The sequence below is a fragment of the Polaromonas sp. genome, assembly GCF_043778355.1.
Taxonomy (GTDB): domain Bacteria; phylum Pseudomonadota; class Gammaproteobacteria; order Burkholderiales; family Burkholderiaceae_C; genus Polaromonas.
In genome coordinates this window covers 1-12,264 of the sequence record NZ_JAYWHI010000027.1, presented here as the reverse complement: position 1 = coordinate 12,264, position 12,264 = coordinate 1, and the positions used below count along the sequence as shown (strand labels likewise).

At 63.7% G+C, this 12,264-nt stretch carries 11 protein-coding genes; 5 read left to right on the top strand and 6 right to left on the bottom strand.

What is annotated here, in order from left to right:
* Positions 1 to 53: 53 nt before the first annotated feature.
* Positions 54 to 287, bottom strand: coding sequence for a hypothetical protein (locus tag ACH2CW_RS04180; RefSeq protein WP_395055587.1), 234 nt, complete (start codon positions 285 to 287; stop codon positions 54 to 56).
* Positions 288 to 545: 258 nt separating this feature from the next.
* On the opposite strand from ACH2CW_RS04180, the gene ACH2CW_RS04175 reads away from it, so the two are divergent.
* Positions 546 to 1,421, top strand: a complete 876-nt coding sequence (locus tag ACH2CW_RS04175) for a DUF4189 domain-containing protein (protein WP_395055586.1) — start codon at positions 546 to 548, stop codon at positions 1,419 to 1,421.
* 10 nt (positions 1,422 to 1,431) lie between these two features.
* Here the strand turns inward: ACH2CW_RS04175 and hemH are convergent, their stop codons facing one another.
* A complete protein-coding gene (gene hemH, locus ACH2CW_RS04170) occupies positions 1,432 to 2,535 on the bottom strand; it encodes a ferrochelatase (RefSeq protein ID WP_395055585.1) in 1,104 nt (367 codons plus the stop codon).
* Between the two features lie 19 nt (positions 2,536 to 2,554).
* Here hemH and ACH2CW_RS04165 point away from each other — a divergent pair, with 19 nt between their 5' ends.
* Together ACH2CW_RS04165 and ACH2CW_RS04160 are read left to right on the top strand one after the other, a co-directional pair.
* Positions 2,555 to 3,265 (top strand): HAD family hydrolase, encoded by a 711-nt coding sequence (locus ACH2CW_RS04165; protein WP_395055584.1) that lies wholly within the window; start codon positions 2,555 to 2,557, stop codon positions 3,263 to 3,265.
* Entirely contained in the window at positions 3,262 to 3,900 is a 639-nt protein-coding gene (locus ACH2CW_RS04160; RefSeq protein ID WP_395055583.1) for a glutathione S-transferase family protein, read from the top strand. The genes ACH2CW_RS04165 and ACH2CW_RS04160 overlap by 4 nt, the downstream gene beginning before the upstream one ends.
* A gap of 62 nt (positions 3,901 to 3,962) precedes the next feature.
* Here ACH2CW_RS04160 and hpnE read toward each other — a convergent pair whose 3' ends face one another.
* The 4 genes from hpnE to hpnC form a co-directional block, all read right to left on the bottom strand.
* A complete protein-coding gene (gene hpnE / locus ACH2CW_RS04155; protein WP_395055582.1) occupies positions 3,963 to 5,240 on the bottom strand; it encodes a hydroxysqualene dehydroxylase HpnE in 1,278 nt (425 codons plus the stop codon).
* A 136-nt stretch (positions 5,241 to 5,376) separates the two neighbouring features.
* Complete coding sequence (hpnD, locus tag ACH2CW_RS04150; protein ID WP_395055581.1) at positions 5,377 to 6,216, bottom strand: presqualene diphosphate synthase HpnD; 840 nt, start codon at positions 6,214 to 6,216, stop codon at positions 5,377 to 5,379.
* Positions 6,213 to 6,743, bottom strand: a complete 531-nt coding sequence (locus tag ACH2CW_RS04145) for a DUF2867 domain-containing protein (protein WP_395055580.1) — start codon at positions 6,741 to 6,743, stop codon at positions 6,213 to 6,215. Before ACH2CW_RS04145 ends, hpnD begins: the two co-directional genes overlap by 4 nt.
* On the bottom strand, positions 6,740 to 7,624 hold the full coding sequence (gene hpnC, locus ACH2CW_RS04140; RefSeq protein WP_395055579.1) for a squalene synthase HpnC: 885 nt from the start codon (positions 7,622 to 7,624) through the stop codon (positions 6,740 to 6,742). The genes ACH2CW_RS04145 and hpnC overlap by 4 nt, the downstream gene beginning before the upstream one ends.
* A gap of 121 nt (positions 7,625 to 7,745) precedes the next feature.
* On the opposite strand from hpnC, the gene ACH2CW_RS04135 reads away from it, so the two are divergent.
* Both ACH2CW_RS04135 and ACH2CW_RS04130 read left to right on the top strand, forming a co-directional pair.
* Complete coding sequence (locus ACH2CW_RS04135) at positions 7,746 to 8,900, top strand: efflux RND transporter periplasmic adaptor subunit (RefSeq protein ID WP_395055578.1); 1,155 nt, start codon at positions 7,746 to 7,748, stop codon at positions 8,898 to 8,900.
* Positions 8,901 to 8,907: 7 nt separating this feature from the next.
* Positions 8,908 to 12,069, top strand: a complete 3,162-nt coding sequence (locus ACH2CW_RS04130) for an efflux RND transporter permease subunit (protein WP_395055577.1) — start codon at positions 8,908 to 8,910, stop codon at positions 12,067 to 12,069.
* The last annotated feature ends 195 nt before the right edge of the window (positions 12,070 to 12,264 follow it).

The window sequence follows — 12,264 nt, the reverse complement described above, 5'->3', positions numbered from 1 at the left end:
CTGGTCGGTGCTGGTGTGGCTGCTGGTTTCCATGACGCTATTGGACAGGATTTTCAGGGCGAACCCAGCGCTGCATTGATCAGCATTTCGTCGGGCGCGGCAAACGGCGTGTTGTGAAAGTCGGTCAACGGGCCGCCACCAGGAATCACTTCCCCGCCAGGGCCGTAACCCACCGCCTTGAATTTCCACACGCTGCCGATGCGCTTGAGATTGCCGATGTGGCCGTGCTGGCTGTGTTTGACGCGCCAGACACCGTCGTTGAGCGGTTCAAGTCGCAGATCAGCCATGGCGACGCACCTCGCCACTCTGCACCAGCAGCGCCAGCTTTCGATGCGGCTGGAGGTATTTCCAGAGAATGTGCATGGGCGCTTTCAGGAGGTGCGACGGAATGTGGCGGGGGCTTGGCTTGATTGTCGGGCATACCTCGCCCCATATTCATGGGGGATTTAATGCGGGTGAGGTGCATCTTTTGTCCCACGGTAGGGCCATAATTTGAATGGTCCGAAACCCGCGTTTCTTTATCCCACCTTTCACAAAGTACATCCATGCTCTCCAGAATCCAGACTGCTGCAGCCAGACTCACTTTCCTTCTGATGCTTGTTTTTGCGGGTGGCCAGGCCATGGCGGCCGGCTCACTGGCCATTGATACCCTGCAAGGTGAAAAGTACGGTTTCTCCTTCAACCACCCGAGCATCGACCAGGCCGACCAGCGCGCGATGCGTGAATGTGGCGGTGACTGCAGCATCGTGTTGCGCTTCCGCGCAGAATGCGGTGCGTACTCGGCAGACCAGGCTAAAGGCTCCAACGCCTATGGCTGGGCAACAGGCTCGACCAGCTCCGCCGTGCAGCAGCGAGCCAACTCGGAGTGCCGGGCCAAGGGTGGGTCCAGTTGCAAGGTGCGCGCCTGGGGCTGTGATGCAGCAGCTTCCTCGCCGGCGCAGGATGCGCCTTCGCGTGACAACAACAATAACAACAGCAGCGGCAACAACAACCGCGGCGATAACAACAGCCGCAGCGATAACGCCAGCAGCAACCGTGGCAACAACGACAACAGCAACAGCAGCCGTCCCCGGGATGTCGCGCCCGAGTTCCAGATGCAGGGTGAGTGGCTGGTCGACTATGCGGGCTCCGCCGGCTTTCCCTACAACGGCACCTTGCGTGTGCAGGCGGGTGGCCGTGGCGTGATGGTGCTGAAGTTCACCAACAACCAGGGCATTTCCAAGAAGGTCCGGCAGGACGTGCAGGTGAGCGTGCGCGGCAACTCGGTAACGATCCAGGGCAGCAACCCGGTCTACCTGCAGGGCACCGGCAACTACAGCCCCGACACCTACATCATGACCATTGCCAGCAACAACCTGCTGCGCGGCACCAACAACGACAGCTCAGGCGCCGGGGGCGGCGTGGTGATCAGCAGAAGGTAGCCCGCCAGGCTTACTGCGTAGCGCCCATGGTGATGGCCGCTGTACGGGACGCGGCCAGCGCCTGCGCATCGGGCGCAGCCTGTGTGGGCCATCCGGACAAATGCTGCTCGGCAATGTCGCCCAGCGCCTCCAGCCATTCGGGGCTGTTGTTGAGGCAGGCGATGTAGCTGAAGCTTTTGCCGCCGGCGTGCAGAAAGGCTTCGCGCGCTTCCATGCTGATTTCTTCTAGCGTCTCCAGGCAGTCGCCGGTGAAGCCGGGGCACATCACGTCGACGCTGTGGGTGCCGGCCTGCGCCAGCGCCACCAGGGTTGGCTCGGTGTAAGGCTCCAGCCACTTGGCCTTGCCGAAGCGTGACTGGAAGGTGACCACATACTGTTCCTTCGTGAGACCCAGTTGTTCGGCCAGCAGGCGCCCGGTTTTGTGGCATTCGCAGTGGTAGGGGTCGCCCAGATGCAGTGTGCGTTCAGGCACGCCGTGAAAACTCATCACCAGCTTGTCGGCCCGGCCCTGCGCGGCCCAGTGCGCTCGCACGCGCGCCGCCAGCGCGGCGATGTAGCCCGGGTGGTCGTGGTAGTTGTTGACAAAACGCAGCTCGGGAAGACGCCGCACCTTGGCGGCCCAGCTGTACACCGCGTCGAACACGCTGGCGGTGCTGGTGCCGCTGTACTGCGGGTAGGCCGGCAGCACCAGGATACGTGTCACGCCGTCGGCCTTGAGTGCGTCGAGTTGCGAGGCAATGGACGGGTTGCCGTAACGCATGGCGTAAGACACGGCCACGTGATGGCCGCGTGCGGCCAGCGTGCCACCCAGCGCTACCGCTTGCGCCGCTGTCCATACCTTGAGCGGTGAGCCCTCAGCCGTCCAGATGCTGGCGTATTTGGCGGCTGACTTTTTGGGCCGAACCCGCAGGATGATGCCGTGCAGGATCAGCCACCAGACGGCTTTCGGAATCTCGATCACACGGTGGTCGCTGAGAAACTGGGCAAGGTAAGGGCGCAGCGCTGCGGCGGTCGGTGCATCGGGCGTACCGAGGTTGCAATACAACACGGCAGTCGCTGATGCGGCCTTTGCGGGCTGGCCGTGGCTAAAGGTGGGTTCGGGGGCGAAAGTCATGGGTTATTCTCCCCTACCTATGCTTGACCTGACAATTATTAAAGCCATATCCCTTGACCTTGACGACACCCTTTGGCCCGTGTGGCCCGCGATAGAGCGGGCCGAGGCTGCACTTGACAAATGGCTGGGCCGCCATGCGCCCATGACGGCGGCGATGTTTGCCAACCCCAAAGCCAGACACGACATCCGCGAACATGTTGTTCGCTCACGGCCCGAGCTCAAACACAACCTCAGCGCGATCCGGCGCGAGGCGATCCGCCTGGCGCTGTACCGCTCCAAAGAAAACCCACTGCTGGCCGATGATGCCTTTGAAGTGTTTTTTGCGGCGCGTAATCAGGTCACCCTGTATGACGACGCCTTGCTGGCGCTGGAGTTTTTGTCGGCGCGTTACCCGGTGGTGGCTTTGTCCAACGGCAATGCCGACATCCAGCGCGTCGGGCTCGGCAAATATTTTCGTGCCGCGATCAGCGCGCAGCAGTTCGGCGTGGGCAAGCCCGACCCGCAGATTTTTCTTGCGGCTGCCGGTGCCGTCGATGTGCCTGCGCACAACGTGCTGCATGTGGGCGACGACGCCGCGCTGGACGTGCTTGGCGCACTCAATGCCGGCATGCAGACGGCTTGGGTCAATCGTTCCGACCATTTGTGGGTGCACGATGCGTCGCCGCATGAAACCGTGACCAGTCTCACCGAGTTGTGTGACCTGTTCAGGGCCGGGGAGGCGCCCGCATGACGCTGAAGATTTACGGTATCGCCGCCTCGCGCACGTCGCGCCCGCTGTGGGTCGCGCAGGAACTGGGGCTGGACTACCAGCACATTGCCCAGGTGTATGAAGGCGGCGGCACGCGCACGCCCGAGTTTCTGGCGCTCAATCCGAACGGTCATATCCCGGTGATCGTGGACGACGGCATTGTGGTGTGGGAGTCCATGGCCTGCGCGCTGTACCTGGCGGACCGCTTCCGGGCGGCTGATGGCGCCTCGCTGGCGGCGCAAAACCATGCCGAACGTGCCGAGATCCTGCGCTGGACGTTCTGGGCCGTGACCGAGTGTGAAAAAGAGGCGCTGACTTTTCTGATGCACCGGGTGGCCATGCCCGAAGAACGCCGTAAGCCCGAGCTGGCCGCGCAGGCTGATCGCCGGCTCGCGCCGGTGCTGCAGGTGCTGGAGCAACATTTGCAGAACCGCGATTACATTGCGGGCGAGCGCTTTACCGTGGCCGACATCTGTGTGGCGTCGGTGCTGGCCTGGTCTCAGCGCGCTGATGCCATGGCCGCCTGCCCGCGCCTGGCCGCATGGCTGGAGCGCTGTCTGGCACGGCCGGCGCAACTGCAGGTGCGGGTGATGGCGCGCAACCGGGTCAAGGCCTGAGCTTCGCTGAATCAGTAAGAAAAAGAGCGTCCCGCCCTTATCCAACGGGCGTAAGCAGCTATTTATTTGATAGCAATCCGGGCTGCCTGCGAGCCGGAACGCACCGCACCTTCCAGTGTCGCCGGGTAAGGGCCGTCCACATAGTCGCCGCAGGCCAGAAGCCCCGGCAGCAATTGCGCGCCGGGCCGCAGCAGGCCGGGCAGGCAGGCGAAGGTTGCGCGTTTTTCCACAATGGTTTGCACGGCGATGGCCTGCGTCAGGCCGAGCTGCTGGCGGGCCTGCGCCAGCACACGTTGCGTCAGTGCGGCGCTGTCGCCCTGGCTGGCACTCACCACAAAAGCCAGCAGGCCATCCGGGCCGCCGAGTTGGCCGCGGTCGAAAACAAATTGCGCTGGTGCATCACCTTCGGGCGCACTGGCATGCAGCGCCAGCATGGGCTGCGCGAGGCGGCTGCCGGCCGACGAGACATAAACCGTGGTGATGGCTTCGAAACGCAACCCGTTTGCCTGCGCCGCCCACGCTTCGCAGGGCAGGCCCGTGTTCAGGACGAGCCGAGCCGCTTCGCCTGGCGGGCAGGCCAGGATCACGCGCTCAAAAGTTTCGCCATCGACCTGCCAGCCGGCGCCTGCGGGGGCGAGGGTCAACACGCGTGTACCGAGGCGCACATCGGCACCGCGTTGCGCCAGCCAGGCCAGCGCGGCGTTGGGCAGCAGTGCGCTGAGGTCGGTGCGCGGCAACAACAGATTCGAGCCGCCGGACTGCGAAAACAGTGCATCGCGCAACACCCGCAAAAAAACCTGGCCGCTGGCGCGCCCGGCCGGCGTGTTCAGGGCGGCCACACACAGTGGCTCAATCAGCGTGGCCATCACGCCAGGTGTGAGCTTGCGGCACAGTTGGGCCACCGACAGCTCCGGCGCGCAGCGAAAGCCGGAAAGTTGCCAGCGCGTGGCGGCCAGCAGCAGCGAGGTCTTGTCGCGCCAGGACCAGCCGCGCGCGCGCAGGATGCCGGCGAAGGCGTCCAGCGGTGCTGGCAGCGAAGGAAAAAGCAAACCGCTGCCATCTGGGAATTGCAGCCTCAAGGGCATACGCAGCAACAGCGTGCTGGCATCCAGGCCGAGGTCGGCCATCAGGCGCAATGTTTCGCTGTAGGCGCCGATCAGGATGTGCTGGCCGTTGTCCAGCGGCAGTGCGGAGCCATCGTGCCACTGGCCATCAATACGCCGCGCGCGGCCGCCCGGAATGCGGGCCGCTTCAAGCAGGGTGACCTGCTGACCCAGGCGCGTGGCTTCGACCGCCGCCGCACAACCGGCCCAGCCTGCGCCGATGACCGCGACTCTCATGTGCCCAAATGCCTGACCGCAGGCACAGGCACAGATGTTCTGTGCCAGCAGGGGCCGCGGGTCCGGCTTTGCCGGCCCGCAGGCGCAGCGGCCCCCTCGGGGGGCAGCGAACCACACGAAGTGGGGAGCGTGGGGGTCATATCCTGCCGAAAGCCTGCGTTTTCCAAGCCAGCCAGAACTTGCGCAGCGGCGTCAGGCTCACGCGCTGGTGCAGCACCTGGTAATTGTCTGCCGCGATTTCGCGCAGCAGGGTGCGGTAGATGCTGGCCATCATCAGGCCGGGCTTTTGGGTACGGCGGTCGGCCTCGGGCAGCAGCGCCAGCGCCTCGTCGTACAGGGCCAACGCGCGTTCGGTCTGAAACTTCATCAGCGCGGTGAAGCGGTCCGAGTACTGGCGCTTGAGAATTTCATGCGCCTTCACGTCGAACTGCTGCAGTTCATTGACCGGCAGGTAGATGCGCCCGCGCAGCGCGTCTTCGCCGACGTCGCGGATGATGTTGGTCATCTGGAAAGCCAGCCCCAGCTTGTGCGCGTAAGCCGTGGTGCCCTCGTCGGTCTGGCCGAAGATACGCGCGGCGACCTCGCCGACGATGCCGGCCACCAGGTGGCAATAGGTCTTGAGATTCGGAAAATCGAGGTAACGGTTTTGCGCCAGGTCCATCTGGCAGCCTTCGATCACCGCCTGCAGATGCCGCGCCTCGATGCGGTAGGTGGGCGCCAGCGGCATCAGCGCCTTCATCACCGGATGCGTCGGCTCGCCGGCATAGGCCTTGAGCACCTCGGTTTGCCACCAGGCGAGCTTCGTGTAAGCCACGCCGGGGTCGGTGATCTCGTCGACCACATCGTCGATCTCGCGGCAGAAGGCGTAGAAGGCGGTGATGGCGGCGCGGCGCTCCTTGGGCAAAAACAGGAAGGCGTAATAAAAACTGCTGCCGGACGCGGCGGCTTTCTGCTGGACGTATTCCTCAGGGCTCATGGGCGGGATTGTCGCAGGCTTGTTGCCACGGCCTGGGGTGCGCGGCGCAACACCGCAGGCGCTATCACCTTGTGGGCTGGACCAACAAAAGCCATGTACACCCGCCCCAGCGTGTTGTGGATATGAACCACCGTGCTCAGCGTCAGTTTGTCGTGGGTACCGTCATGCGTTTGTTTCAACACCGACAGTTGAACAATCAGGTGTTTGTCGTCGTCCTGCAAGACCAGCTCATTCGGGCTGCTGCTGACCACTTCAAAAAGCCCCATGCGTTTGCCGGGAACCGCTTCGCCAGGCGGTACAGCGGCCATCGTGCCCAGGTTCTTCAGTCCAAAAAGCTGAGCTACCTGGTTGCGCGCGCGCATCAGGCCCTCTACCCAGCCAGGCGTTTGGCGGGAGATGGCCCGGTAAATCTCGGTCGCGGTCAGTGGTGAGGCCGGAACCAGCGCCTCATAGGCATCGGCAAAGTCGGCATCCATCTGCCGGGTGCTGAGCTGACAGGCAGCGGGGATGGGAACAGATCGGATCATGCGAACAGGGCTTTCCAAAAAATCACCACAGCATCCCAGGCGCCCAGCTTGGGGCGTCGGGCCAGGGTGCGGTGGTCGATGGCTTCCATCTTGTCCAGAATGCGCAGCCCGCCCTGGATCACACAGCGCAGCTCCAGCGCGGCGCGCCAGCCGTCGAAGCCGCCCAGCCGGCCTGCGACGCGAGCCGGAAGTTCCAGGCCTTTCAGCATCCTGGCCCTTGCTGCATGGGCGCAGGCAGCTATCAAATTGGTAGTGGCGGGGTTCACCTCGCGGGCCATCAGTTGCGCCTCGTCCACGCCGTGCGCGGCCCATAACTCGCGGGGGATGTAGATGCGGCCGCGCGGAATGTCGACACCGAGGTCTTGCCAGAAATTGATCAGTTGCAGGGCGCTGCAGATGTTGTCGCTCTGATCCAGGGATTGGGCGTCGTGCACGCCATACAGGTGCAGCAACAGGCGCCCGACCGGGTCGGCCGAGCGGTGACAGTAGTCCAGCAACTCGGCCTCGGTGGCGTAACGCTGCTTGACCACGTCCTGCTCGAAGGCGCTGAGCAGGTCGGCCAGCAAGGGAGCAGGCAGGTCGAATTCGGCGATGACCGGCTGCAGCGCGCCGAAAACTCCCGGCCAGCGCCCTGAGCCGGGCCGGTCTTCGGCCGCCGCGAACAGGTCCTCGCGGATGGCGGCGAGGTCCTGCAGGCGCTGGGCGGGCCGGGCGTCACCTTCGTCGGCAATGTCGTCGGCGGTGCGCGCAAACCAGTAGATGGCGGCAATGGCCGGCCGCAGGCGTGGCGGGCACAAGACCGAGGCCACCGGGAAGTTTTCATAGTGGCTGGACGGCGGCTGCAGCGCCGCTGGCGTGCTGTGGGAAGGGCCTGGATGCATGGGCCGGATTGTCGCTTGACAGCGCTAGTGATTTACCCTAGATTACTAACCGGTCAGTCAGTAGTGTGGATTTTCCCCACAACCGTGCTGATATTCCGCCACCGCTTTTGCCCACCACATCATGCATAAAACAGCCCTTATTGTCCTCAGCAGCGCCCTGATTCTGGCCGCCTGTTCCAAGCCCGCCCCGCCCGAGGAGCCGGTGCGTGCGGTCAAGGTGATGACGGTGGGCGCCGATTCTTTCACGGCGAATTACGAGTTTGCCGGCGAAGTGAAAGCCCAGGTTGAATCCCGGCTCGGTTTTCGGGTCGGTGGAAAAATCATCAGGCGTCAGGCTGAGCTCGGCCAGCAGGTGAAAGCCGGCCAGGTGCTGGCCCAGCTTGACCCGCAAGATTACAAGCTGGCCGCGGATGCCGCGCGGGCCCAGGTGGCGGCTGCCAGTACCAACCGCGACCTGGCGGCGGCCGACTACAAGCGCTACAAGGAACTCAAGGATCAGAACTTCATCAGCGGCGCTGAACTGGAGCGCCGCGATACCACGCTGAAAGCCGCGCAGGCCCAGCTTGAGCAGGCGCAGTCGCAACTGGCGGTGCAGGGGAACCAGGCCAAGTACGCATCGCTGGTCGCTGACGTGTCGGGGGTGGTCACTGCCGTCGAGGCAGAGGCCGGGCAGGTCGTGACCGCCGGCACGCCGGTGCTACGCATTGCCGCCGACGGCCCGCGCGACGTGGTGTTTTCTGTGCCTGAAGACAAGGTGGGCGCGATCAAGGTCGGCACGCCGGTCAAGGTGCGCGTCTGGGCGCAATCCGGCGAACTGACTGGCCGGGTGCGCGAGGTCTCGGCCAGCGCCGACCCCGCCACGCGCACCTACCCGGTCAAGGTGGCGCTCGACACCAAAGAGCCGCCGGTGCTGGGCGCCACGGTTTATGTGCAGCCGCAAGGCCTGGGCGTGACCGCAGCGCAGGTCATCAAGTTGCCGACCAGCGCGCTGCGCCAGGAAGGAAAAAACAGCGCGGTCTGGGTGCTCGACAAGGCGAGCATGACGCTCAAGTCGCAGACCATCCAGATCGCCACCGCTGACGGCAACGAGGCCGTGGTCGCTGCCGGATTGCAACCGGGCATGCTGGTGGTCAGCGCCGGGGTGCATGTGCTTTCACCCGGCCAGAAGGTCACCATTTATCAGTCAAAAGCGGCGCTGGCCCCTGTCCCGCCTGCGCAGACAGCTATCAATCCGATAGCAACCGCTGCTGCTGCTGCTGCGCCTGCTGCAAAGTGAGGCCAGCATGAACTCCGAACAACCGAAAGACAGCTTCAACCTGTCCAAATGGGCGCTGGACCATCCGGCGCTGACGCGTTACCTGATGGTGGTGCTGCTGCTGCTGGGTTTTGCCGCCTACTTTCAGCTCGGCCAGGACGAAGACCCGCCGTTTACCTTCCGCGCGATGGTGGTGCGCACTTACTGGCCGGGTGCGACGGCGCAGCAGGTGGCCGAACAGGTCACCGACAAGCTGGAACGCACGCTGCAGGAAGTGCCTTACGCGGACAAGATCCGCAGCTACTCCAAGCCCGGTGAGTCGCAGATCATTTTCCAGATCAAGGACTCGTCCAAAGCGGAAGACGTGGCCGGCGTCTGGTATGCGGTGCGCAAGAAGATCGGCGACATGCGCGGCACCTTGCCGGGCGGGGTGGTGGGGCCGTTTTTCAATGACGACTTCGGCGATGTCTATGGCGTGATCTACGCACTGCAGGCCGACGGCTTCAGTTATGCCGAGCTCAAGACCTTTGCCGACGACGTGCGCCAGCAGTTGCTGCGCGTGCCTGATGTCGCCAAGGTCGAGCAGTTTGGTGCGCAGGACGAAAAGCTGTTCATCGAAATTTCGCAGAAACGCCTGGCCCAGCTTGGGCTGGACTTTACCCAGGTGCTGAACCAACTCGGCCAGCAGAACGCGGTGGAGTCGGCTGGCGCCATCCAGACACCGCTTGACGTGGTCCAGGTGCGGGTGGCCGGCCAGTTTGAGGCGGTCGAGCAGTTGCGCGCCATGCCGATACGCGGCAATTCAGGCAGCCAGTTGCGCCTGGGTGACATTGCCGAGATCAAGCGCGGTTACGTCGATCCGCCTGCCGTCAAGGTGCGGCATCAGGGCCGGGAGGTGATTGCGCTGGGCGTGTCCATGGGCAAGGGCGGCGACATCATTGCGCTGGGGAAAGCGCTCAAGGCCACCACAGCCAAGATCAGCGCCACCTTGCCGGCAGGGATCGAGCTGGTGCAGATCCAGGACCAGCCAACCGCGGTGACAACCTCGGTCAATGAATTTGTGCGCGTGCTGATTGAAGCCGTGGCGATTGTGCTGGCGGTGAGTTTTATCGCGCTGGGCTTTCACCGGCGTCCCGGTCAGCACCCGTTGTGGAAGCGTTATTACATCGACATGCGGCCGGGGCTGGTGGTCGGCATCACGATCCCGCTGGTGCTGGCGGTGACTTTTCTGGCCATGAGTTATTTCGGCATCGGGCTGCACAAGATTTCGCTGGGCTCGCTGATCATCGCGCTGGGCCTGCTGGTCGATGACGCCATCATCGCGGTCGAGATGATGGTGCGCAAGATGGAAGAGGGCTACGACAAGGTGCGCGCCGCGACCTTTGCCTATGAGATCACCGCCATGCCGATGTTGACCGGCACCTTGATCACGGCTGTGGGTTTCCTGCCGATTGGCATGGCCAAATCGACCGTGGGCGAATACACCTTCGCGATTTTTGCGGTGACGGTGATTGCGCTGGTGCTGAGCTGGATCGTGTCGGTGTATTTTGTGCCTTACCTGGGTACCTTGCTGCTCAAGGCCAAGCCGCTGCCGGAAGGTGCAGATGCCGGTCACCAAGAGCATTTCGACACGGCGTTTTATCGCGGCTTTCGGCGTCTGGTGAACTGGTGTGTGCGATACCGTTGGGTCACCATAGGCGCTACCGTACTGACCTTTGCGCTGGGCATCGTCGGCATGGGCCAGGTGCAGCAGCAGTTCTTTCCCGATTCGAGCCGTCCCGAGATCATGGTGGACATCTGGTTTCCGGAGGGCACCTCGTTTGCTGCCAATGAGGTTACGGCCAAACGCGTGGAAGCGCGCCTGCTTCAGGAGGAAGGCGTCAAATCGGTCAGCACCTGGGTCGGTTCGGGCGTGCCACGCTTTTATTTGCCGCTGGACCAGGTCTTTCCGCAGACCAACGTGTCGCAATTCATCGTGCTGCCCAAAGACCTGAAAGTGCGCGAGTCGCTGCGCATCAAGTTGCCGGCGCTGCTGGCCCAGGAGTTTCCGGAGGTGCGCGGCCGCATCAAGCTGCTGCCCAACGGCCCGCCGGTGCCGTACCCGGTGCAGTTTCGCGTGGTGGGCATCGACCCGCTGGTGTTGCGTGACCGCGCCGACGAGGTGAAGGCTGCGATGCGTGAGAGCCCGAATACCCGAGGCGTCAACGACAACTGGAACGAGTCGGTCAAGGTGTTGCGCCTGGAGGTGGACCAGTCCAAGGCGCGCGCCCTGGGCGTGACCAGCCAGTCGATTGCGCAGGCGTCCAAAACCATATTGAGCGGCAGCACCGTGGGGCAGTTCCGCGAGGGTGACAAACTGATCGACATCGTGCTGCGCCAGCCGCTGGACGAACGCAACGCCATCACCGACATTGCCAATGCCTACCTGCCTACCGCTTCGGGCAAATCGATTCCGTTGACGCAGATCGCCAAGCCGGTGTTTACCTGGGAGCCGGGCGTGATGTGGCGGGAGAACCGCGACTACGCGATCACGGTGCAAAGCGACATCGTTGAGGGCTTGCAGGGCGCGACGGTGACCGCCGAGTTGCTGCCAGCCCTCAAGGCAATTGAAGCCAGATGGCAGAAAAACGGCATGGGCGGCTACCGCATTGAGGTCGCCGGCGCCGTCGAGGAGAGCAGCAAAGGCTCCAGCTCGATCGTGGCCGGCGTGCCCATCATGCTGTTTCTGACCTTCACCCTCCTGATGCTGCAACTGCACAGCTTCAGCCGCGCGATGCTGGTGTTCCTGACCGGGCCGCTGGGTATTGCGGGTGTGGCTGGTGCGCTGCTGCTGCTGGGCCGGCCGTTTGGTTTTGTTGCTCTGCTGGGCGTGATCGCCCTGATGGGCATGATCCAGCGCAACTCGGTGATCCTGATTGACCAGATCGAGCAGGACAGGGCGGCCGGCATCCCGGCCTGGGACGCGATTATCGAGTCGGCGGTGCGCCGGCTGCGGCCCATCGTGCTGACGGCGGCAGCGGCCGTGCTGGCGATGATTCCGCTGTCGCGCAGCGTGTTCTGGGGACCGATGGCGGTTGCCATCATGGGCGGCCTGATCGTGGCCACCGTGCTGACCTTGCTCGCTTTGCCGGCGATGTATGCGGCTTGGTTCAGGGTCAAGCGCGACACACCGGGTCTGGTGCCGGCCTAAAACCGGGGCCGGGTTGACCGGCAGCCGGAGAGGGTACCGATACAGGCTAAAATAGAAAGTTGACCGATTTCAGGCGGGGGTCCACAAGCCTAAAAAGCTGAGGATTCCCGTTTTTATTTCAGGCGCGCGGGTGGCGAAATTGGTAGACGCACCAGGTTTAGGTCCTGACGTCCGCAAGGATGTGCGGGTTCGAGT

Coding starts and splice junctions, on each gene's coding strand:
- ACH2CW_RS04180 (WP_395055587.1), bottom strand. CDS start 287: ATGGCTGATCTGCGACTTGAACCGCTCAACGACGGTGTCTGGCGCGTC.
- ACH2CW_RS04175 (WP_395055586.1), top strand. CDS start 546: ATGCTCTCCAGAATCCAGACTGCTGCAGCCAGACTCACTTTCCTTCTG.
- hemH (WP_395055585.1), bottom strand. CDS start 2,535: ATGACTTTCGCCCCCGAACCCACCTTTAGCCACGGCCAGCCCGCAAAG.
- ACH2CW_RS04165 (WP_395055584.1), top strand. CDS start 2,555: ATGCTTGACCTGACAATTATTAAAGCCATATCCCTTGACCTTGACGAC.
- ACH2CW_RS04160 (WP_395055583.1), top strand. CDS start 3,262: ATGACGCTGAAGATTTACGGTATCGCCGCCTCGCGCACGTCGCGCCCG.
- hpnE (WP_395055582.1), bottom strand. CDS start 5,240: ATGAGAGTCGCGGTCATCGGCGCAGGCTGGGCCGGTTGTGCGGCGGCG.
- hpnD (WP_395055581.1), bottom strand. CDS start 6,216: ATGAGCCCTGAGGAATACGTCCAGCAGAAAGCCGCCGCGTCCGGCAGC.
- ACH2CW_RS04145 (WP_395055580.1), bottom strand. CDS start 6,743: ATGATCCGATCTGTTCCCATCCCCGCTGCCTGTCAGCTCAGCACCCGG.
- hpnC (WP_395055579.1), bottom strand. CDS start 7,624: ATGCATCCAGGCCCTTCCCACAGCACGCCAGCGGCGCTGCAGCCGCCG.
- ACH2CW_RS04135 (WP_395055578.1), top strand. CDS start 7,746: ATGCATAAAACAGCCCTTATTGTCCTCAGCAGCGCCCTGATTCTGGCC.
- ACH2CW_RS04130 (WP_395055577.1), top strand. CDS start 8,908: ATGAACTCCGAACAACCGAAAGACAGCTTCAACCTGTCCAAATGGGCG.